Origin of the sequence: Bifidobacterium sp. W8114 (assembly GCF_016101165.1) — a bacterium.
Taxonomy (GTDB): domain Bacteria; phylum Actinomycetota; class Actinomycetes; order Actinomycetales; family Bifidobacteriaceae; genus Bombiscardovia; species Bombiscardovia asteroides.
In genome coordinates this window covers 98,496-120,076 of sequence record NZ_JACFRA010000003.1, presented here as the reverse complement: position 1 = coordinate 120,076, position 21,581 = coordinate 98,496, and the positions used below count along the sequence as shown (strand labels likewise).

Annotated in this window: 15 protein-coding genes and 1 pseudogene; 5 read left to right on the top strand and 11 right to left on the bottom strand. The window is 57.2% G+C overall.

Features of this window, described 5'->3' with window-relative positions:
* Positions 1–50: 50 nt before the first annotated feature.
* From H3T89_RS05130 to H3T89_RS05120, 3 genes are read right to left on the bottom strand one after another with little or no spacing between them, the layout of a single operon-like run.
* Complete coding sequence (locus tag H3T89_RS05130; protein WP_015021277.1) at positions 51–821, bottom strand: MIP/aquaporin family protein; 771 nt, start codon at positions 819–821, stop codon at positions 51–53.
* On the bottom strand, positions 818–2,452 hold the full coding sequence (locus tag H3T89_RS05125; protein ID WP_198216411.1) for a glycoside hydrolase family 43 protein: 1,635 nt from the start codon (positions 2,450–2,452) through the stop codon (positions 818–820). The genes H3T89_RS05130 and H3T89_RS05125 overlap by 4 nt, the downstream gene beginning before the upstream one ends.
* Before the next feature lie 13 nt (positions 2,453–2,465).
* Positions 2,466–4,313 (bottom strand): alpha-glucuronidase, encoded by a 1,848-nt coding sequence (locus H3T89_RS05120; RefSeq protein ID WP_232348475.1) that lies wholly within the window; start codon positions 4,311–4,313, stop codon positions 2,466–2,468.
* Between the two features lie 410 nt (positions 4,314–4,723).
* Between H3T89_RS05120 and H3T89_RS05115 the strand changes: the two genes are divergently transcribed.
* A complete protein-coding gene (locus H3T89_RS05115) occupies positions 4,724–5,737 on the top strand; it encodes a LacI family DNA-binding transcriptional regulator (RefSeq protein WP_015021274.1) in 1,014 nt (337 codons plus the stop codon).
* A 57-nt stretch (positions 5,738–5,794) separates the two neighbouring features.
* On the opposite strand, the gene H3T89_RS05110 is transcribed toward H3T89_RS05115, so the two are convergent.
* The 7 genes and pseudogenes from H3T89_RS05110 to H3T89_RS05085 all read right to left on the bottom strand — a co-directional run bounded on the left by H3T89_RS05110 (position 5,795) and on the right by H3T89_RS05085 (position 15,944).
* Positions 5,795–7,150: an ABC transporter substrate-binding protein gene (locus H3T89_RS05110; protein WP_015021273.1), complete on the bottom strand. Its 1,356-nt coding sequence runs from the start codon at positions 7,148–7,150 to the stop codon at positions 5,795–5,797.
* 151 nt (positions 7,151–7,301) lie between these two features.
* Positions 7,302–7,895 carry a DUF624 domain-containing protein gene (locus tag H3T89_RS05105; RefSeq protein ID WP_198216409.1) on the bottom strand — a complete coding sequence of 198 codons (594 nt, stop codon included), beginning with the start codon at positions 7,893–7,895 and terminating at the stop codon, positions 7,302–7,304.
* A gap of 153 nt (positions 7,896–8,048) precedes the next feature.
* Positions 8,049–8,948 (bottom strand): carbohydrate ABC transporter permease, encoded by a 900-nt coding sequence (locus tag H3T89_RS05100; RefSeq protein ID WP_110416764.1) that lies wholly within the window; start codon positions 8,946–8,948, stop codon positions 8,049–8,051.
* Positions 8,941–9,873 (bottom strand): carbohydrate ABC transporter permease, encoded by a 933-nt coding sequence (locus H3T89_RS05095; protein WP_198216408.1) that lies wholly within the window; start codon positions 9,871–9,873, stop codon positions 8,941–8,943. Before H3T89_RS05095 ends, H3T89_RS05100 begins: the two co-directional genes overlap by 8 nt.
* A gap of 544 nt (positions 9,874–10,417) precedes the next feature.
* Positions 10,418–11,443, bottom strand: coding sequence for a sialate O-acetylesterase (locus tag H3T89_RS08975; protein ID WP_332461489.1), 1,026 nt, complete (start codon positions 11,441–11,443; stop codon positions 10,418–10,420).
* Between the two features lie 312 nt (positions 11,444–11,755).
* Positions 11,756–12,289 (bottom strand): annotated as a pseudogene (locus H3T89_RS09195) (sialate O-acetylesterase); the annotation flags it as partial.
* Positions 12,290–12,449: 160 nt separating this feature from the next.
* Positions 12,450–15,944, bottom strand: coding sequence for an SNF2-related protein (locus H3T89_RS05085; RefSeq protein WP_198216406.1), 3,495 nt, complete (start codon positions 15,942–15,944; stop codon positions 12,450–12,452).
* A gap of 160 nt (positions 15,945–16,104) precedes the next feature.
* Here H3T89_RS05085 and H3T89_RS05080 point away from each other — a divergent pair, with 160 nt between their 5' ends.
* The 4 genes from H3T89_RS05080 to H3T89_RS05065 all read left to right on the top strand — a co-directional run bounded on the left by H3T89_RS05080 (position 16,105) and on the right by H3T89_RS05065 (position 20,900).
* A complete protein-coding gene (locus tag H3T89_RS05080; RefSeq protein ID WP_198216405.1) occupies positions 16,105–17,577 on the top strand; it encodes a DHA2 family efflux MFS transporter permease subunit in 1,473 nt (490 codons plus the stop codon).
* Positions 17,578–17,678: 101 nt separating this feature from the next.
* Positions 17,679–18,914, top strand: coding sequence for an FtsX-like permease family protein (locus H3T89_RS05075; RefSeq protein WP_198216404.1), 1,236 nt, complete (start codon positions 17,679–17,681; stop codon positions 18,912–18,914).
* The gene (locus H3T89_RS05070; protein WP_198216403.1) at positions 18,911–19,936 is read left to right on the top strand and encodes an ATP-binding cassette domain-containing protein; all 1,026 of its coding nucleotides are present in this window, start codon (positions 18,911–18,913) and stop codon (positions 19,934–19,936) included. The genes H3T89_RS05075 and H3T89_RS05070 overlap by 4 nt, the downstream gene beginning before the upstream one ends.
* Before the next feature lie 82 nt (positions 19,937–20,018).
* Positions 20,019–20,900 (top strand): hypothetical protein, encoded by an 882-nt coding sequence (locus H3T89_RS05065; protein WP_198216402.1) that lies wholly within the window; start codon positions 20,019–20,021, stop codon positions 20,898–20,900.
* On the opposite strand, the gene H3T89_RS05060 is transcribed toward H3T89_RS05065, so the two are convergent.
* Positions 20,879–21,544 carry an HD domain-containing protein gene (locus H3T89_RS05060; RefSeq protein ID WP_198216401.1) on the bottom strand — a complete coding sequence of 222 codons (666 nt, stop codon included), beginning with the start codon at positions 21,542–21,544 and terminating at the stop codon, positions 20,879–20,881. The two genes, H3T89_RS05065 and H3T89_RS05060, sit on opposite strands and share 22 nt — an antisense overlap.
* Between the last annotated feature and the right edge of the window lie 37 nt (positions 21,545–21,581).

Here is a 21,581-nt window from a genome sequence, read left to right as displayed (position 1 = left end):
TCTGTCGTAATAACCCCCTGACAGGGCCAGGGGCTTTTCCATGTCGACGATCAAGGCAGAAGCCCCATCCAGGCAGGAGCTAGCACACCGATGCAGGCTCCGACGATCGGCCCGACAAAGGGTATCCAGGCGTAGCTCCAGTCCGCATCCTTCTTGCCGGACATGGGCAGAAGGCAGTAAGCCAATCGGGCGGAAAAGTCACGTGCAGGATTCATGGCCGCACCAGAAACCCCTCCCAGGGCCATAACCAGAACCGTGATGACCAGGGCCACGCCCAGCGGCCCGACTTGCGTAGGAGTCCCACCATTGAGGAAAACCCAGGAAACCAGGATGGCCGTGCCGATGGCCTCCGATGTCAGATTCCAGAAATTCGAACGTATGGCCGGCTTGGTGCAGAAAATCATGAGTTTGGTATCTGTATCGGTCGAAAGTTCGAAATGCTTGCGAGTGCCCAGGTAGCCCAGACAGGAACCTAAGAAAGCCCCAAGGAACTGGGCGGAAATGAAGATGGCCACATTGGCCATGGTGACCGGAATGCCACCCTTGCCCATTGCCAGGCCGTTCAGGGTTGCTTGTGGGTCAATCCAGTGACCGACCACCCTGGCCAGGGTCACCGCCGGATTCAGATGGCCGCCCGTTCTCCACCCCGCATATACGCCTACATAGACAGCAAGACCCCAGCCCAACGACGCGTTGATCCAGTCGGCTCGATAGGCCCCTGTCTTGGGGAGCGACCTACTGGCGGCAACCATGACCGCGATGGCCATCATAAGGGCGGTGCCCATGAACTCCGAGCAGAACATCTGCACACCGCTGATCATGCTCTCTCCTTTAGCTCCCTGTAATCAAAGGAGCTGAAAGTGGCCAGGCTCCCATAACCCGAATAATCAACCGCTGCCAAGCCGACAAAACCACCGGTGAAGTAACCGTCAATCTGCTTATACACATGGTCGTCCGAAAGGACTGCCGCATCCAGGATAACCGGAACCGTGGCCCAGTGACGACCATCGAATGAGTATTGATAGGAGTAGGACGAGGTGCGGACTTTGGTTTTGAACCAGACATGAGCGCCCGTAGGCACAGGAATTGCTTCATCCTTGAGGTATGAGACGTAACGATTTCCATCAGATTGGGCGACCTCAATCACCCGCGTGCTACGCCTTTCATCCCAGGTGACAAATATCCAACTGAAATTTGCGTCGCTGTAATAGTTGGTCAACCCCGCCATAGCCTGATAGGATCTCGGTTCAAAATCCATCCGCACCTGAGCGTCGAAGTCGAAGGCCTGCCAGCGTCTGGCCACCAGAGACAAGTCAAAAAGATTATGCAGCGACCCCTGGCCCCTCAAGCGGAGGGAGCCTGCACCCACTGAGCCCATTTTTTCATTGAAGGGCACCCGTAATGTACACCAATCCGGACCAAGCGTGTCCGATTCGAAATCATCATGCTGATGGCCCTCCCCGTGCTCTTGCGAAGACACTGGGGCATCTTTGGGAGCCTCCACATACCGACTGCCTCCGTGGCCTCCCTTGATGTGAGGCCATCCGTCCTCGTCCCACTCCACCTTCTGGATGGATGTCTCGCGACCTAAGGTGCACCACCCTCGAGGATCCACTACCGATTCCTGGGGTCGGTGCCAGGGACGAGCGCACAACGATGCGTAATACCACTCTCCCGTGGGGGTGTCCACCAGCGATCCATGCCCCTGCTTCTGCAGGTAGGACCGGGGGGTATCGAAATTGCTCAGGAAGGGTTCATCGCCCGGCATGGTTTCGAAAGAGTCAGCCTGAAGCGTCCGCGAACGAGAGACGGTCTCCTGATGAGAGAAAGTCGTGCCCCCTTCGGCCGCGAACAGGTAGTACCACCCATTGATCTTGTAAAGATGAGGGCCTTCAGACAACCTGACATCCGTTCCCCTCCATATGGTTCTGGATGTCTCAGGCAACAGCCGCATGGTGGATGTGTCGAATTCAGTCAGTGTTATTCCGTCGAAGTGATGATGATACTCACGATGATCCCAGGTCTGCTGAATCAGATACTTTCTGCCGTCATCGTCGTGGAAGAGGGATGCGTCGAATCCCACGTAGTTGATGGGCACTGGATCGGTCCAGGGTCCTTCTATGCGCTCGGCGCTGGTCAGATAGTTGGTGCCATCCTTGAAGGTGCCCGTGACGGTCTTGATATCCGAGAAGACCAGCCAAAACCGTCCATCGGAATAGGAGAGGTCAGGAGCCCAGACGCCGCCCGAGGAGGGGTCGCCACGCAGATTGACCATTCTCTCGGAATTCAGGATGCTGGTCACATATTGCCAATGGACCATGTCACGTGAAGAATGGACGCGTACGCCGGGAAACCACTCGAATGTGGAAGTGGCTATATAGTAGGTGTCCCCAACACGAATCATGGATGGATCAGGATGGAAGCCCTTTAACACCGGATTGTCAATGATCATCTGTATTTCCCTCTTATGCGTAAATCTTGCGGCCGAGCCTGTCGGGCACTCCGCTCATGCGATGGAAGTATGTGTTTATCTGATCGCGCCATTCGACTGCGTCGGCTTTCTGCGCCTGGAGTCTGTCTGCCACGTTCTCCCAGTCAGCCTGGGGAATCGTGCCCTTGACTTTCTTCCAAAGCGTTATATATCGCTCAACTTCCTTTACGCCTTCGAAATGGGAGCTGTAGATGTGCTGGATGAGCGTCTGCCCATCATGAAGCACATGGTCATAAGGCAGATGGTGAAAGAAGAGCAGCAGATCCTCCGGGGTTGTCTCCGCATGTTCGAACCGCTCCTCAAGAGCCTTATGATACTGGGCCGTAAAGCCTGTCCCGGTTGATTTCGTTCGGTCCACGCCGATTCCGTCTCGGTCAGCAAAATGATACGTGCCCCACCGGTCGTATTCATATCCGTTCACGTCCACGCCATAGTGCAAACCGGGCTTGACCATGAACCCTACACCCAGAGGAGCGGTGTAGTTCTTGAAGGTTTTGTTCGAAGTGAGCATGATCTCACTGACGGCCTCCCTTGCCGGGCCGCGCAAATCAGGAAAGGTGAGCGTCATCCATTCATCCAGAATGGAGCCAGCCGTGGCCTCGGGATCCCAGCACATACGACCGAACCCGTAAAGGTTGGCCTGAGCCAGGGTGTTTCCTGTCCAGTTGTCATCCATGCCCACATTGCTGACTCCTGCGAAACCCGTATGAGCGGAAACCAGGCACAGCTTCGGCACCACGGCCTTGACACGTGCATCAGTCTGTTGGGCACAGGTATCCCAATTGGTCATTGCCAGCCACTGCGGCAGAACATAGTTGACGTCAATCTGCTGACCTAGGTATTCAGCGGTGATTTGGAACTCGATCATAAGATTCGTACGGGTCATGCGACCTATCAAGGGGTTGACAGGCTCGCTGACCTGGAAATCGATGGGGCCGAATTTGACCTGGAGAACGACATTTTCGGCAAACAGCCCATCAAGACCAATGAAGTTCTCGTATGCGGATTTGGCCCTATCCAGGCTCCTATCCCTCCAGTCCTGATTGCAGTCGTAGACAAAGGCCCTCCATATGACAAGGCCACCGTGTCTGGACAGGGGTCGAGCCAGCATATTGGCCCCATCGACGTGGGTGCGCCCGTACCGCATGGGGCCCGGCTCTCCTTCAGCATCCGCTTTGACCAGGAAACCGCCAAAGGCGGGAATGCGCTCATATATATCATCGACTGTCTTTTCCCACCAAGCCGACACCTCATCATCAAGGGGGTCCGCCGTGGACAGACCTCCGACATCGATGGGCGAAGCGAAGTTCACCGACAGGAAGACCCGAATGCCGAATTGCCCGAAGATGCCCGCGAGCACTGCAACCCGGTCGAGGTATGGTTCGACAATCAGTTTCTTGGCCTGGCCTCGCACATTCACATTGTTCAAAGCTATGGCATTGATACCGATTGATGCCAGAAGACGAGCATAGGCGGTCACCCTTGCCAGATCACCTCGGAAGGGATCGTCCTGGTGCCGATCAGGAAAATTACGGAAATCAGCATGGCTATTAGAACCCAGAACGCCGAAAAAGATGGATTCGCCTGCGTACCCGCGCTCAACCGAACCATCCGTCTGATCCCAGTGGTCGATCATTCTCAATGCTTGATTCGGCACTGACTCAAAGTCATCGATCTGCTGCCCGCATGCCTTTCTGCGCACCCATCCGTAGAGGCCATAGAGGAGGGCCGTGGCCGTATTGCCTTCGATGCAGACACAATCCCCCTCTGTGTGGATGCGATAGGCCCCGTCCTGTTCCGCGGGTAAGGCAGCGGAATTCATTATGAAGACCAAATCCGCGCACTCCCGGTCAGCCGCTTGGCTAGCCCCGAAGAAATCAAGCAGTTCTCTATATATGCGCGTCGCGACAGGATCTTGAAAATCAAGACCCTCAATATAGAACCTGCTGGTGCCGACTATGGGTCTTATGACTTTTGGCGATAGCCACATTGGCTCAAACATGCTCATTCCTTCTTCGCTGCAGACTTGGCATAGTTGATAACGTAAATTTCGTTACTAGCTTCGTAATTTTATTATATACGTACCTTGTACAATGATTCCCAGACAGTGTCCTAGACGACACAAAAGAGTCCACTACCTTTCTATTAGACACAGGTGAGCAGTAATCTAGTAATTACTTAGAAAGTTTCGATGAATTCAATCGCACACTTACTCGGAAAGGCTCCCGAATCATGAGGAAAGTTGTGAAACTCGCTGACATTGCAAAAGAGGCCGGAGTCTCCACTGCCACTGTCTCCAAGGTCGTCAATGGACGATCCGATGTAGCCAAGACCACACGCGACCATATCGAGAAGCTGCTAGACTCGGCAGGATACAAGAAATCGCTGACCAAGACCGCCAACAGCAATTCGATTGAAGTCATTCTCGAACGAATCGATACCGTATGGTCCTTGGAGATCCTCCAAGGGGTGAGCGAAATGGCTCAGGAAAACGACCTGAGCGTCACTCTGACGATGGCCAAGACCGGTGACGAGAGCGACAATCATTCCTGGGTCTACGGGACTCTGGGACGGCGTCCAATTGGGGTTATCTTTGTGCTTCTGGAAGGCAACAAGAAGGAAAGACGCCTGCTCACATCCCGCAATATTCCTTTCGTCACAGTGGATGCACGAGGCGAAGTCGCACAGGACTCCATCACGCTCAGGGCGGACAATTGGACTGGTGGACTTTTGGGAACCAGACATCTAATCTCCCTGGGGCACACCCGGATCGGAATCATCACTGGTCCGAAAGACATGACCTGTTCCATGGCACGTTATGACGGATACTGCTCAGCCATGGCCAAGGCAGGCATTCCTGTGGATCCCGCCTTGAAGCGTTCAGGTCAATTCACCGAAAGCGACGGTCGCGCACAGGCCCTGTCCCTGCTCTCCATGGACAATAGGCCAACAGCCATCTTTGCTGGTGACGACCTTCAGGCCATGGGCATCTATGAAGCGGCCCGACAGTTGGACATCAGCATTCCAGGCGATTTGTCGGTAGTCGGATTCGACAACATCCGAACCTCGGAATACCTGGGTCCAGCCTTGACCACGGTTGAACAGCCGATTTCCGAGATGGCCCGTCATGCCGTTAAACTTATTCTGCAAATGAAGGATGGGCAAAAGGTGGAGAACGAAAACGTATTTCCCACCAAACTTATTGTCAGGAACAGCACGGCGCCAGCACGTGAAAACAAGGGGTGAAGCAACATCGCGGCATACCGCTCTGCTGCTCCCACCCTTGAATTCCAGCGGTTTTTATCAGGATGCGGTATCTACCGAATTCTGAATTTCGCTGATCAATTCATCTGCAGCCTTATCAGGCTTGGACTTATCAAAGACGACATCCTGAAGCTTGCGTAGGAAGGCGTTGGTAAACCCACTGGCTCCGTTAGGGGTCGGGTCTGGATTGGGACCAGAAATCTTGCTCATCTGATCCACAAACGCGAACAGCTGCTTATCAAGCGGATTCGCAACGCTGTCCAGTTCCTTGCGAATTTTCTTGTTGGAGGGGATGCCACGGTCCGTGCCAAACTCCTTGCCGGTTTCATCATCGTTGATCAGAAAGTCGATCAGCTTGGCAGATTCTGCGGGGTGCTTGGTCTTCGCCGACATCGACCAGTACATCCCCGGCTTCATGTAATAGTACTTCTTACTCGCCGACTTGTCAGCAGGCATGGGAACTATCTTGAAGTTTTCAGTTCCCAGTGCCTTTGCATACTGAGCCAGCTGGGATGAGAGGCCGCCAGATCCGAATGAGAGAGCCTGCTTGCCCTTGGCCATATCCGAATCCTGGAGGGTTCCGTTTACTGCAGAGAACTGCTCACTCCACCTGTCGGGACTGCCGGCAATGGGGTTCTTGCCATGGGTCCAGTCATAGGCTTTCTGCATGTAGTCTGACATCAGTTTCTTATCGATGGTGACCTTGTTGCCAGTGAACATTGTCCTCTTGCCATGTTGTCGCTGCCAAAGCTGGAAGTCATAGCCGCCGAAGGTAGGCTGGGTGCCCACATACTGACCATTGGACTTATCGACCACCTGCTGACAGACATCTTCATACTCCTTCCAGGTCCACTTCGATGTGTCAGGAAGGGTGATGCCCAATTTCTCCAGTATGTCCATATTGACGATTACGCCAATCAAAGTGACGCTTGTTTCGGCTGCATACTGCTTTCCATCGATTTGTCCGGCTTTCTTGTTTTCCGCAGCCATGTTTCCCAGATCCAGGTATTTCGAAACCTTGGAAAGGTCATAGAGCGATCCTTGCGAGGCATAGGAGGAAAAATAACTTTCATCCATTTGCATCACGTCAGGAGCGTTATCCCCAGCCACCGAGGTTGCCAGCTTGTCCCAATATCCACCCCAATCGGAGTATTGCATATCTACGTGAATGTTGGGATTGGCCTGTTCGAATCGCTTCACTGCGGATTCGGTCAGCTTAACGCGAGCGTCGGAGCCCCACCAGTTCAGCGTGATAGAGACCTTCTCCCCTTTGGGGGCCAAAGTCGGGTCATCGCCGCCACCACTGGCGCTGACTGAACTACCACAGCCCGACAGAGCCATAACCACAGCAGAAGCGGCAGCAACGGCTGCGATCAGCGTACTTTTGTATTTCATTGCCATTCCTCCTTGAAAAGCAGACAGGGTTTCACACCCGTCTTCATAAAAACCAGCTCGAAGCGCGTATTCCGGACGATGCCTTCTCCAGCAGCAAATCCTGGGCTATGACCACTGGGTTGAGGCATCGTCAATTGAACTCCACCTCCTTTCATGCGGAAGTTCGTCCAACAATGACATACTGCCTGATGCCTTCAGAAGCGTTCCATACATGGACAAGAGCCAACGGACCCCAGGCAAGCAGGAGCAGGATGCAGAGCAGATCCGGAACGAGAAGGGCCGTGATCACGATCAGGCAAGGCCCCGCGAGGAGAACCAACATGTTCCGGGGCAGCCTGATCATGGTCAATAACAGGGAATCGCGGACCAGATTACGGTAATGCAAATCAGTCGCCCATATGAGTGGAAAAACATAAGTGGCAGCCATGCAGAACAAGACGAATATAAGGATGAATCCCATCATGGCTATGTCGCCGCCAGGTCCTCCAGCCCGGGAACAGAAGACAATCCCCGTGAAAGCAACCACCTGAAAGGCCAGCAGCGTCCATCCTGCGCACATGACGCGCTTCCAATCTTGGATCATGGCCCTTGGAAAATCATGCCAGGGATTGCAGATCCGGCGTTGCATGAACATATCGCAAACCCGGCACAGGGCTGAACAGGCCAAGGGTATGGTGATTATTGGCAGACAGGCGAGGGTGAAGACCAGGCTCGCCTGGATAAGCTGCCACGGCCTTGTTGCCATTACATGCACCAGCTGTCTTATACCTGTCAACGGCTGGGCATCTGAGCGCTTACCACCTCGCCACTGTGATGCGTCTTTGTACCGCAACATGCTCACGTCTACCTCCCTGCCCTCCGGACAGACCGCATTCCTCCACACTCGACACGGATATCGCTACTTGCCGCCGGTTGTTGCAATGCCCTCGACCAGGTATCTTTGTCCGAAGCAGAAGACCAGGAAGAGCGGGACAATCGACAGGACGCTCATGGCAAACATGGGGCCATAGGATGACTGTGATTGGGCATCGATGAAAGTACGGAGAGCAATGGGGACCGTATAATACTGTGGTTTGGTCAGATAGATGAGCTGACTGAAGAAATCATTCCAGGTCCACATGAAGGTGAATACGGCAGTTGTCCCGATGGCCGGTTTCATCAATGGCAGAAGCACTTGGAAGAATATCCGCAGATGACCGGCTCCATCGATCTTCGCCGCTTCATCCAAATCCCGGGGTATGCCTCGTATGAATTGATAAAACAGAAAGACGAAGAACCCATCCATGGCCAGGAACTTGGGAAGGACCAGCGGCACGATCGTGTTGATCATGCCCAGGGAATTCCAAATGATGTACTGCGGAATCACAATGACATGGATTGGGACCATCAGCATGAGCAGCATAAAGCCGAACATGATATTCCTGAAGCTGAAATCCAATCGTGCAAAAGCATAGGCGGTCAGCGAACAGGTGATGATGTTGCCAATGATGGCAAAGATCACAATGATGAATGAATTGATGAAATACTTGCTGAACGGGTAGCTTAGCGCATTCCAGCCTTTGACATAGTTCGACCAGATTGGGTGGGTTACCAAGAGCCCCATATTCTTGAAAATCTCATTTTGCCCGCGCAGACTTGAAGCTATCATCCACAAGATTGGATAAAGCATGACAAGGGCAAAGACAAACAGGAGAATCTGCTTGATAAGCTGCTTGAATATATCCGCGCTCCGATGACCAAAAACGGGAAGAGCAGCGGACGGAGAGCCTGTTTTCAAATTTTTGTGCGAATCAGTCATCGTAATACACCCAGTACTTTGAAAGAGCGAAATTGATCAGTGTAAATACAGCCACGATGAGCACCAGGATCCAAGCCATTGCGGAAGCATAACCCATCTTCAGCTGGCCAAAACCCTGTTGATAGAGATACAGGGTGTAGAACAGCGTGGAGTCGGATGGTCCACCCGTGCCTCCGGAGACCACGAATGCTTGGGTGAAGGTCTGAAAACTATTGATGATGCTCATGACCAAGTTGAAGAAGACTATGGGCGACAGCATCGGCATGGTAATTGACCGGAACTGCCTCCACTTTCCCGCCCCATCGACACTCGCGGCCTCGTAGAGCTCCCGGGGAATCTGCCGTAATCCCGCCAGGAAGATCACCATGGCGGAACCGAATTGCCAGACATGCAAAGCCACCAAGGTCCAATTTGCAGTGGCGGGATTTCCTATCCAGGACTGAGTCATGTGAAGGCCGAACATATTCAGGAAATTGTTAAATAGTCCTTCCGAACCAAACACCATCTTCCATAGGACTGCTATGGCCACGGAACCGCCGAGCATTGAAGGCAAATAGAAGGCGGAGCGATAAAATGTCAACCCCTTCATTCCGCGATCCAAGATCACTGCGAGTGCCAGCGCAGCCAAAAGCTGTAGCGGCACAGACACAATGACATAGGTGAAGGTGACTCGTAGCGAATGCTGAAATCTTATATCCTTGAACAGGGTGGCAAAATTCTGCAGGCCCACAAATTTTGGACTGGTCAGCATGTTGTATTTGGTGAACGACAAGACAACGGAAGCGATCATTGGTATAAGCGACAAAAAGACAGCCCCGATGACCCATGGGGCCATAAAAGCACATGCTGCCTTATTGTCAGGATGCTTCCGCTTCTCCCTTTCCCTGTCCTTCACCAATGAAGCGAACTCAGCGGCATAGCTCACAGCCGTTCATCCCCTTTCACTGAATACATGCGTTGTCGAATTTCTTTCAACCCACCTCCAGCGCGAAGACCTACCATCATCCCTTGCCGTCCTTTCCTGGAAAGAGTGAGAACTGAACGAAGACCGATCATGGTCGTTCGACAACTCCGTCAGGTTCTTTGTTGCTCAGCAACCAAAGACAGTGTATCAGTTTTTAAGGAAAAAACCTAATCTTTTCATTATTCATATCTAAATTTTCGTACTAACTGATCGGATATTCCCCACCTAATAAATACCTGCCTAAAGGCTCATATGTATGGTTCTCAAAGATACAAAGTCTATAAGATAGCGATACTGGGACAGGTCACAATCCGTCTAAGGAAGCATTGGCATTTTTCACGGTTTTGTGTCACCTGCAATCTTCACCTCAGCAAGCATCAGAAGGGATTGATAGTATGTTTCTCGCTCAAATTAACGACAATTTCGACTAGTTTCCGCAATCTGATGAGAAATCCATTACCAAACAGGTCCATCAGGCAAAGACTGGCATACGCCGCCCCGAAATTCACCGGGAGGGGAGAATTTGATCCAGCGGGACTTCAAAGGGGGAAACCGGCAGACCATCCTCGCCGGCCAGAGGCAGACGTGGCGAGTGCGCCCAGGCGTATCGCACAAAGACCGGATTGCCCAGAGCCCGGTCCGAATCCAAAGGAATGAGAATCATGTCAGAAGAAGCGATGATTCCGCTTAAGGATTCAGGTACTCCGCCAGATGAAGAATCGACCAGGTCAAACTTCAGCGGGCCGTTTGCAACCAGACCGGACCCGGCTTCAGCGAAATGGAGGACGATGCCCTCCTCCCTGCGCTCCGCGTGACTGATCCGCGGGCCCATTGCCGGATGGTCGGCACCATAGACAATGGACTGTGCCGCATAGGCCAATCGCTCCCCCACAGCTTTTTTGTTCAGCGGATGCAGATCGTTATCCTCGCCTAAGCCGCAGGAGACCACCATTGCAGTATGGTCAAGGATCAATGCCTTGCGCTGTTCATCACGCAGACGAGGCCATTGCTGACCTTCGATTTTCAGGTTTGGCAACTGCACATATATAAATGGAAGATCCGGCCGATGGAAAAGGCGTCGCCAATCCTGGATCAAACCAATTAATTTTCTGCCATACCCCTCTGACGAACGAGAAGCATTTGATTCGCCCTGATACCACAGAACGCCTGACATTTGCAAACCAGCCAGTGGCGCCACCATGGCATTGAAACACGCAGCCGGCATCCGCGTAGGATAGTGCTCGATTGGAGCCGGCGGCGCCCATAGACCCCTCCGACAGCGCCACGACCCAGAAGCATCCAAATCAATCTGCGCCTGATCCATATCGACGATTCTCAGGCAATGGCGCTTGCCCGGCGTCCACCCGCCCCCCTGATCGGTGTCAATGCGAAGCCGTACCGTTATCTGCATTTGAGCGCCCAAGTGTCCGACGGGATACAACCGAGGAGGATATCGATATCCAGTCTCACCCACTAATTGCCCATCAACATAGCACTGGTCCGAATCGACCAGAGTACCCAGATCCAGCACAGCGGGATGTCCTTGATACAAGGGCGGAACCTCCACCTTGCACCGCATCCATACAACTCCTGGACCCGCGAAGGCATCATGCAGGTACCATGCCTGGCTGAGTGCAAGAGGCTTCCAGTCCGAGTCATCATAGTCCCGCTCGTACCAATTGCCAGCCAGACCGCGATCGGCCTGATCCAGGCTACGCCGATATTTTTGAACAGCGTCATGCTCTGATTGTTGAAAGGCCGTAAGGCCGTCTTTGGAAGGAAAATCCGTGGGATCCGCCTGAAGATACCCCAGGTTCTTCAACCGACAAGCGCTCATCCAGGACTCGATGGGCGTACCGCCAATGGCTATCTGAATCAAGCCGAGAGGCACATCCTGGCTTTTCCTGATCCTCCGGGCGAAGAAGTAGCCTACGCCGGACAAATTGGTGATATCGTCCAAACCGACGACCTGCCAGCGCCCCTCAGGCAAATCGATGGAGGGCTCACAGGGCGATGCAGATTCGCCAACCAGAAAGAACCGTATGCCATCGTCATTGGCCATATCGATTTCATCGTGATATTTGGTTTTTAATCGTCCCATCCAGAGCTGCATATTCGACTGGCCAGCCAGAATCCAGACATCCCCAAAGAGGACATCATCGATGACGATCTTCTCTTCACTAACCCCGGACTGTGTTCTTGAGGTCACATGGAGCGCATATGGGCCTCCAGCAGCATGCGCAGGCAGAACAATCCGCCAGCGACCGGAGCGGTCAGACAGAGCGCTCCCCTTGGAATGCGCAATGGATGCATCCACTCGGGTTCCGGGTCTGGACCATCCCCAAATCACAGAGGGAACATCACGCTGCAGCACCATTCCATTGCTGAACACCGACGACAAACGCATGGAGAACACCTCATCGTATGAAAGTCATCTTTCCTGCACCTGTATCTGGTATCCATCAACCTCACCATCAACGGCACAGAGTATGAAGCCATATACAATTTCAAGATTACCAACACCCAGTCCAAGCCGCTCAGCCCAGCAGTGCCAGGAGGTCTTTTCTGCTCAGTCTTGCCACGCTGGAAGCGCCGGTGGAGGCGGCCGAATCGACAAAGCGTGATGCCAGGTCGCTCTTACTGTGCTGCAGGTTGAGGATGCGTTCCTCGATGGTGTCCTTGGCCACGATCTGGTAGACGTTGACGTCCTGGGTCTGACCGATCCGGTGGGCGCGGTCGTTGGCCTGCTCCTGGGCTGCGGCGTTCCACCAGGGGTCCGCATGGACGACTACACAGGCTCCGGTCAGGTTGAGCCCGGTATTGCCGGCCTTCAGGGAGATCAGAAAAACCGGCGTGGCATCCCTATTGAACTGTTCCACCAGCTCCAGCCGCCTCTTCTTGGATGTGGCGCCGGTGATCAGGTCGTAAGGCACGTCCAGCCGACGGAGCCGTTGTGCTATCAGGTCCAGGTAGGAGGTGAACTGGGAGAAGATCAGCATCTTACGCCCGGCATCCTGGCAGGAGACCACCAGATCCTCGATGGCATCCAGTTTGGCCGACTCGCCGCGCCGGTCCCGACCCTGATCCTGGTAGACCAGACGCGGATCGCAGCAAACCTCCCGCAGCCTGGTCAGCTGGGCCAGCACCTGGATTTTACCGACCTCGTACTCCTGATCCCTTTCCTTGTTGAGCGTGGCCCTCAGCTCCTGCTCCAGAGCCGCATAGAGCTTGCGCTGACGACCCTGCAGGGGCACGCTGATCACGTTTTCGATCTTCTCGGGCAGATCCGTCAGCACCTGTGACTTGAGCCGGCGCAGAATGAATGGTCCAACCAGGGCCTGGAGCCGGGACTGGGCATCCTGATCGCCGCTGAGTATGGGCATTTCGAAGCGGTCCCGGAACCGGGAGTAGGGACCCAGCATCCCCGGCATCAGGAAGTCGAAGATGCTCCAAAGCTCAGACAGCCGGTTCTCAATGGGCGTACCGGTCAGGGCGAACCGGTGCAAGCTGTCCAGAGCGCGTACGGCCCGGGCCGCCTTGGTGGCATGGTTCTTGATGTACTGGGCCTCGTCCAAGACCAAGGCATACCAGGGCAGCCGCCGATACCGGTCCAGGTCCCGCCTGAGCAGATCATATGAAGTTATCAGCAGATCGTAGGATCTGGCCCGATCCAGCAGAGTCTGACGCTGGCTGCGCCCTCCGGCCAGGACCGCCACCCGCAGATCCGGCGTAAAGCGGCGGCACTCGGCCTCCCAGTTGTAGACCAAGGAGGCCGGACAGACGATCAGCGAGGGTCCCCGATCTCTGGCCTGATCCCGACGGGAGAGCAGGTAGGCCAGCATCTGTATGGTCTTGCCCAGGCCCATCTCGTCGGCCAGGATGCCGCCGAATCCGCGATCGCTCAGGGTACACAGCCAACGCAGCCCCTCGACCTGGTAGGGCCTGAGCTGTCCGCGCAGCCCGTCAGGGACCCTGAACCCCTGCGGGTCGGGCCTGCGCTCCTTCAGGTAGTCGCGAAAGCTGGGATCGCGGTCCTGCTCGGGCACCAGCGCATCCAGGTAGCCGAGCTGGAAGTCAGGCACCCGGACCGGCCCCTTGGCCAGATCAGCCGGGTCGATGCCCAGATCCTGGGCCAGGGTGTCCACTGCCTCGGTATCCAGATCAGCCAACTCGACGAAGGCCCCATTGCGCAGACGATGGAAGCGCCGACGACGGCGATGGTCAGCCAAAATGGCGGCAGCCTCCTCAGGCCGTACCTCATCGGCGATGGGCGAAATCTCGACCAGTCCGGATCGCACCCGCACGCCCACGCGAATCTGTGGATGAGAGACGACGCTCAGTCCGTCGAAGGCCGGGGTGGAGAAGACCCGTCCCAGACCCTTGAGCACTGGCAGGCCCCGGGTCAGCAGGGTGTGGATAGCCTCCTCGTTCTCCTCGGGTATGCGCGCCAGTCCCTCCTCCATCAGAGGGAAATAGCGGCGGACCGTCTGCCTGGCCAAAGACTCGCTCTCCCGATCCCTGCCGGGTTCATCCTCCGAGGCAGGGTCGGTGCCTATAGACAGAAGACGGTCACCATAACGGGCTTTGAGATCGCAGCTGACCCCCTGCCGATCCCTGTCCAGGTAAAGCTCGATCCTACAGGGCGGCCGCCGCCGGGCATCCAACTCCTCGGGCAGACTGGCGGAGAGCCCGGATCCTTCCTGGGCACCCTGATCCAGGTCGGGCAGTACGGTCCGGGCAAAAAGATCCAGGTCGTCGGCATCCAGATGCAGATCCCGATCCTCGCCAGGGCGGCAGAGGGTCTCCAACAGGTCCCGATGCCGCATGAAACGCGCGCTGCAACGGTGGATGACCGGCCCCGGATCCAGCCCTAAGCCGGGCTGCGAAGGGCGCACGATCACGAAGGAAGAGGCCTGACCTACGATGAAGCGCTCCACGGCCAGGGCATGGGTGATTCGGTAGCCATCCGCCTCCTTGCGGACCGCGATGCCGGGGTCTGGGTCTCCGTCGACCACGGGGGCAGGCATGGTCTGCAGGAAGGAGTCCTCGGGAGGCGTGTAGTCCAGGGTGAGCCCGGAATCCACGAACAGATCGAGAATCTGCGCCACCTCGTCGTCGCTGAGCCGAATCCCCGCCAATCCTGCACGTGTAAGACGGCGGCGCATGCCCCCCTCCTGTTCGGCAAGGCTGCGACGGATGGCGCCGGCCCTTTCCAGAATGGTCAGCAGAGCCTGTGCCCGGTCATCAAAGGTGTCACGAGAATGGATGAAGGCCAGCCGCCGTCCGTAAGACATGAATTCGCCCTGGTTCACGGCACGCAACAGGGCCGGCAGGTCCTTGACCAGGTAGGCGACACCGTGGGAGGACAGGGTGATGTGCAGACGGACCTGCCACCCGCCGCGTTCACTGGTCAGATCGGGGATCAGCCCAACCGAGCCGATGGGCAGGTGACGACCGCCGACCGGACCGTTCTCCTGCTTGAGCAGGCTCAGCTGGCGGTCACGAAAGGCCTGCCGCCGCCGACCCTCCTGCCGGTGCATATAAGCCGCCAGGGATCCCGAAGTCGACCGGGCGGACCGGGATCGACCCTGGTCACCGGCCCAGTCATCCGATCCTGCAAAGGCCTGGCTGGACTCGTTGTAGGCCATGATCAAGGCGACTACGTGCTTGCATGCAGGACCCTGGCGCCCGAAGGACCGGCAGGTGCAGGAGGAGTCGATGACCCGATGGGCCTGCTCGTCCAGCCGAGCCTGAACCATGCAGTCGCCATCCGGCTGATAGGTGGCGGGCACACGTCCCTTGAGGACGGTCAAAGCCCCCAGGTGCCGCAGGCGCAGGTCTGTAAAGCGGCGGTCATCCAGCAGTTGATGGGCACGAAAGTAGGCCTTGCCGCCCAATCGACGCAGAGCGGCGTCAGAGATGGTGTCCGGGTCGCCGAAGATCCGTCCCTCCTCCTCGTCGCCCGGATCATAGAAACCATGGCCTCCCGAACCGCCGGCTCTTGACCCGTAGACCGTTGCATGCCAATCCACACGCACCCTCCTTATGGTCTCTGACGACCATTCCCGAGCATAACCTTTTCCGTCCCGAGGCGGCACGCCTTCGGCGAAGCGAGTAGACATGCCGGCTTACGAAAAAAGTGCCGCCTCCCTAAGATGGCGTGCTGTTTGTCTGAAGAAGGAGATCATTATCGTGCAAAACACGTCCACCTCTGCCTCCGTTCACCGGTCACGCCCGGCCGTCCCCCACCCCTGGCCGGCCATCGCCGCGCTGATGATCGGGGCCTTCGTGGGCATGCTGAGTGAAACCTCGCTCAATATCGCCCTGCCCAACCTGATGGAGAGTTTCCAAATCCCCGCTGCCACCGTGCAATGGCTGGTGACGGGGTACATGCTGGTCATCGGCATCGTCCTGCCCTTCTCCAGCCTGATCTCCAAGTGGTTCACCACCAGGCAGACCGTGATCTTCGGTCTGGTCGCTTTCCTGGCGGGCTCGGTGATCTCGGCCATGGCCCCCACCTTCCCCGTCCTTCTGACAGGACGGCTGATTCAAGGCATCGGCACCGGCCTGATCCTACCGCTCATGTTCACCGTGGCCATGCTGATCTTCCCGCCGGCCCGTTTGGGCACGGTCATGGGCATGTGCGCCCTCGTCATCATGTTCGCTCCCGCCATCGGCCCGACCCTGACCGGAATCATCCTGGGCAAGCTGACCTGGCACTGGATCTTCTGGTTCTTCACCCCCTTCCTGGTTGTAGCCCTGATCTTCGCCGTCTGCTTCCTGAAGAATGTAGGGACCATCACCCACCAACGGCCCGACCTGGCCTCTATTCTGGAATCCATTGTCGGTTTCGGCGGACTTGTGGCAGGCGTCAGCCTGGCCAGCAGGTACGGCTGGCTTTCCCCGGTCACCCTGATCATTCTGGTTGTGGCCCTGGCTGCCCTGGTCCTCTATATTCGTCGTCAGCTGGACCTGGAGCACCCGGTGCTCAACCTGCGCATCTTCTCCATCCCAGCCTTCCGCTACGGCGCCACCCTGGTCATGCTGGACTTCGCAGTCATCCTCTCCTCCATGTATCTGCTGCCCCAGTTCCTGCAGCGGGGACTGCTCCTGCCCGTAGCCATGACCGGCATCCTCATGCTGCCCGGTGGCGCCATCAACGCCCTGGTCTCAGCCTTCGCCGGCCGGCTCTATGACGGCTTTGGAGCCCGGATGCCTGTCCGCTGCGGATTCATCGTCGCTCTGCTTGGAACCGTCATCCTACTGTTCACCGGCCCCCACACCCCTGTAGCCCTGGTGGTGGCAGCCCACATCATCCTCATGATCGGCTGCCCCCTGGCCATGTCACCAGCCCAGACCTACGCGCTCAACTCTCTGAGCGGCCCGCAGTCCGGCGATGGAAGCACCATCATCAACACCATGCAACAGATCGTAGGAGCCGTGGCCACGGCCATCACCACCTCCCTGCTGGCCATGGGTGAAGGGCAGGCATCCGGAGCTGATAAAGCACAGGCCTTCACCAGGGGCACCCACTACGGATTGATCTTCACCCTGGTGCTGATTCTGGCTGCTCTGGCCGTCTCCCTGAAGGTGCGCAACTTCTCCCATGCCGACCTGGCAGAGACCGAACAGGACATTCAGCAAGCTCCAAGTTCGCACCGCTAGCTTGGGAACGTCCTTGGTTAGACTGGAGGACGGCGACCGGACTCAAGGCCCGTCAGCGCGGGCCGCCCGGTCATCCCTGGAACGCTATCAGGAAGGGTGTCATGTTCGTTCTCAAGAACGCCTGGTTCACCATCAGGCGGCATGCGGCGCGGAGCCTGGTCATGGTTCTGGTCTGCCTGGTCGTGGCGGCATCGGCCACGACGGCGGCCACCGTGCTCCAGGCTGACACCAGGGCACGTACCACAGACTACGAATCCCAACAGGTGGATGCCGTTATCAGTCCGCGCAAGGGAACCAAGGCCTCTCCCCTGGGCTGGAACGAGTATTCCAAGTATGCCCAGCGCCTGCAGATGGATGGCATGCAGTACAAGGCCTACTTCCATGAGACCGCCGACATCAGCCCGGAGGGACTGCCCCAGTCAGGCACTTACTCCCTGGTGGGTGTTTCCGACAAGCAGGCCGAGCCCACCCTGCCTCACGGCCCCTTCGTACTGGACCAGGGTAAGGGGCTGGATTACGCTTCACAGAATGCCTCGGGCACCCAGACCGTGCTGATCTCCAAGCAGATGGCACAGTCCAACAAGCTCAAGGTGGGCGATCCCTTGACCATCAAGGATCCCCGCCAGCAGGATCAACAGGTCAAACTGACCGTCTCGGGCATCTATCATTACCGCAAGGCCGCCGACCAGGCAGCCAACCGTGCCATCTACACGGCCTATCCCACTTTTGCCATGCTGGGGTTGGATACGGCCAGCAAACCCGGTGATCCTGGCCATGAGCTGCTGGTGGCCTTCGTCCTGGATTCGCCGAGCACCTACCAAAAGTTCATCAAGGAGCTGCGCAAGGACGGGCTCAAAGCCTCGCAGTACGACATCGACTCCCCCGGCCTGAAGGACTACCAGCGGCGGATGGAGCCAGTCCACCAGGCTGCCGACCAGGCGCGAACCACCATCATCCTGGTCTGCCTGCTGGGCGGGCTGATTCTGCTGGGCTGCCTGATCCTCATGCTGCGCGGCCGTGCCAACGAAATCGGCATGGCTGTCACCATCGGAGTCCACAAAGCCCGGCTGGGCTGGCAGTTCGCCCTGGAGACCTTCTTGCTCACCCTGCCCGGACTGGCACTGGGCCTGGCTCTGGGCGCCGTGATCAGTCGGCCGCTGGGCCGGTCGCTCTTCCGGCTGGGGAACCTGGCCAGCATGCCTGATGCTGGTCTGATCTGGAAGATGATCCTGATTGGTCTGGCCGTCTGCCTGGTTCTCGCTCTGGCCGCAGCCGCCCGGGTAGCGGCCTTCAGAACCGCCCAGCTATACACCAACGACCTGGAGGACGAGGCATGAGCGAAAAGACATCGAACCAGCAACCTAACAAAGAGTCCCAGGAAAAGGCTGCGACCAAGACCGCTGACCAGGCAAAGACTGATCGGAAGCAGGCCAATCAGAAGCAAGCTGCTCAGACAAGGGCCGAAACCAATCAAAAAGCCGACGAGAACACCGGCGCCGAACCTCTGCCCGAATCCGAGCAAGAAACAGCCACCCTGACAGACGAAAGGTCCGAGGAGGGTGATTCTTCGGAAGAAGATGCCTCGCTGGCTGCCTTCAAAGTGGTCATCGAGCATGAAGATGCCGAAGATCCTGATGGCGACCAGGAAGAGGACCCGCTGTTGGAGACCGATGACCAACGGGTGCTGGTTCCTGGCGGCTACCCGGTGCTTTCCCTGAAGCACGTGGATTACACGCGCAAGGTCCAGGGTCGCCCCGAACAGATTCTGGACGATGTCAATCTGGATTTCCAGCGCCGCCGCATCTACTCAGTGGAGACCACCTCGCCTTCCGGACGGGCCGCACTGATGGCTCTGATAACCGGTCTGCGAGCCCCCACGCAAGGCAGCGTGCTCTTCCGAGGCACGGACCTGCGCCAGTTGCTGGCCTCCGACTATCGCGGCCACCAGATCGGGGCCATATTTGACACCGATGCCTTGAGGCACGACCTGACCGCCGTGCAGAACCTTGTCTACACCATGGATGCCAGCGGGCGCACCTTCCTGGGACCCAAGGACAATCTGGCCCGTCACCTGCTGGACGAGGTGGGCTTCCCGGAGCGTCTGCAGGACAAGACGACCGCTGATCTGGGCCACCTGGACTTTCGTCTGGCCTCCGTGGCCCGTGCCCTGTGCTGCGAGTGCGATGTGCTCATCGCCGACGAACCCACCGAGGGGCTTGAGCCGGGTGACTGGGACACCCTGCTGGCCACCCTGAAACGGGTCTCCCGGCGTCATGACTGCACCGTGATCATCCTGACCTCGGGCGGTTCGGACACTGTAGACGAGGGCACCTACGACGACCGGTTCATCGTCGATTGAACCCCAACCTTCCGGGCCGGGGACGGACGGCACTGCACTGATTTGTTCGGTCATCACCCATGAGGAGTGGATACCCCGGGTCGTGGCCGAGCAAATCAATTTGTGCAGCAAGGGCCCACGCCCGCAACAAGGGGTCATCCTGCATCATCACCATGGATTCGGACCCATTCGGGAAGTCGGCGTCAAGGAAGCCATATGGATCACCCCAGGGCTGCTGATCGCCCAGAACGTCTGGCTGGCCTCGCATGGCCGTCCTTCCTGGGTCCTGTCATCCCCACCGACCTTGTGGCTGGATGAGCTGGATCAATCCCTGACCGGACGCAGGATTCTGACCGTGACGGCCGAAACCATCCTGACCTGGCGCCGACTGCCATCGGGCTTAGGACAGCGCCCCTGGTCGCAACTGGCTGCCGGACGGGTATCGGGCCTTCCTGCAGCCCGACGAACCCTTGCAGACCTGCAGCATGACCTACGAACAGCACCTGCGCAATCGCTGATTCGCATCCAGACCCACTTGCCGGATATTCATGAGGAGTGGCGGGTCATCATCGACAAGAATCGGATTGCGGCCTCCAGCGGATACTGTCTGCATGAGGGTGAAAATTCTCGGACCATCACCACGGTCTTTGACGGTGCCGTCTTCAACCCCAGGCATCGAAGAATCGCCGAGGACTGCGCCCTCCAGGCAACCGAGGGTCAATCTCCTGCTCCGATCAGCGTGGATCTGGCCTTCCTCCGTGGATCGGATCGGCCTCTCGTTCTGGAAGGAAACCCGGTCTGGTGCGCAGCCCCTTACGCTTACGGATCGCAGGGGATGATCTCTTTCCTGAAAGCCGTTGCGGCATGCCGGACCAATCCAGTCGACCCTTATCAACCAGACCCGTGGATGCTGCGGGAATTCGGCAGTCGCTTCCGCAGTTCCTGGGGTCCGGTACAGCCGGATCAGACGATGGTCATGCCATAGTGATTGGCCAGGGGTTGCAGGTCCGGCACCCCATACCGGGCCACCAGTTGCCTCCACCGGGCCAGATTGTCGGGACCATACTTGGCCGTGCGCTTGGCGGCAGTGGGCTCGGAGACAAAGATAGGCGGCTGGTGCTTGCTGTGGAACTTGTCCGCATACATGACCACCTCCTGCTCAGGATTGACCGGCAGGTAGTCGTCCGGGGGCAGGTTCAGATGCTCCTCCTCCACCTGGCGACGGGTCAGCCCCACTCCGGTATGGTTGCGGGCGAACTGGGCCACCGACTCGTCCACTCCAGCACCCAGCAGCAGGCGGTAGCCCTCCAACCCGTGCTCGATGTACCGATCGCCCTGGAAGGTCAGGGGCCGACCCTGGGAGCCGTCATCCTTGAGGATCCGATAGGTGCCAATGTCGTGCAACAGGGCGCCTATGCGTACCAGATCACGATCCAGGGGCCGCTCGGGCAGAACCCCTTCAGGGTCATCACCACGCAACAGGTGTTCGTTGACCTGATCGGCCATACGCACCGCTAGGGCGGCGACGATCTGGCAGTGGGTGTGTATCAGTTCATAGGCGGCTTGGGAGGGCGCGTACTGACGGTGCAGGTCCTCGGCCATGGGAACATTGGGAATCATACGGACCATTCTAGGGATTCCATCCGTAAATGTGACCTTTGCGACG

What these genes read in the sequence shown, in the direction of transcription:
- H3T89_RS05130 (WP_015021277.1), bottom strand. Translation starts at nt 821, where the DNA reads ATGATCAGCGGTGTGCAGATGTTCTGCTCGGAGTTCATGGGCACCGCC.
- H3T89_RS05125 (WP_198216411.1), bottom strand. Translation starts at nt 2,452, where the DNA reads ATGATCATTGACAATCCGGTGTTAAAGGGCTTCCATCCTGATCCATCC.
- H3T89_RS05120 (WP_232348475.1), bottom strand. Translation starts at nt 4,313, where the DNA reads ATGAATTCCGCTGCCTTACCCGCGGAACAGGACGGGGCCTATCGCATC.
- H3T89_RS05115 (WP_015021274.1), top strand. Translation starts at nt 4,724, where the DNA reads ATGAGGAAAGTTGTGAAACTCGCTGACATTGCAAAAGAGGCCGGAGTC.
- H3T89_RS05110 (WP_015021273.1), bottom strand. Translation starts at nt 7,150, where the DNA reads ATGAAATACAAAAGTACGCTGATCGCAGCCGTTGCTGCCGCTTCTGCT.
- H3T89_RS05105 (WP_198216409.1), bottom strand. Translation starts at nt 7,895, where the DNA reads ATGGCAACAAGGCCGTGGCAGCTTATCCAGGCGAGCCTGGTCTTCACC.
- H3T89_RS05100 (WP_110416764.1), bottom strand. Translation starts at nt 8,948, where the DNA reads ATGACTGATTCGCACAAAAATTTGAAAACAGGCTCTCCGTCCGCTGCT.
- H3T89_RS05075 (WP_198216404.1), top strand. Translation starts at nt 17,679, where the DNA reads ATGTTCGTTCTCAAGAACGCCTGGTTCACCATCAGGCGGCATGCGGCG.
- H3T89_RS05070 (WP_198216403.1), top strand. Translation starts at nt 18,911, where the DNA reads ATGAGCGAAAAGACATCGAACCAGCAACCTAACAAAGAGTCCCAGGAA.
- H3T89_RS05060 (WP_198216401.1), bottom strand. Translation starts at nt 21,544, where the DNA reads ATGGTCCGTATGATTCCCAATGTTCCCATGGCCGAGGACCTGCACCGT.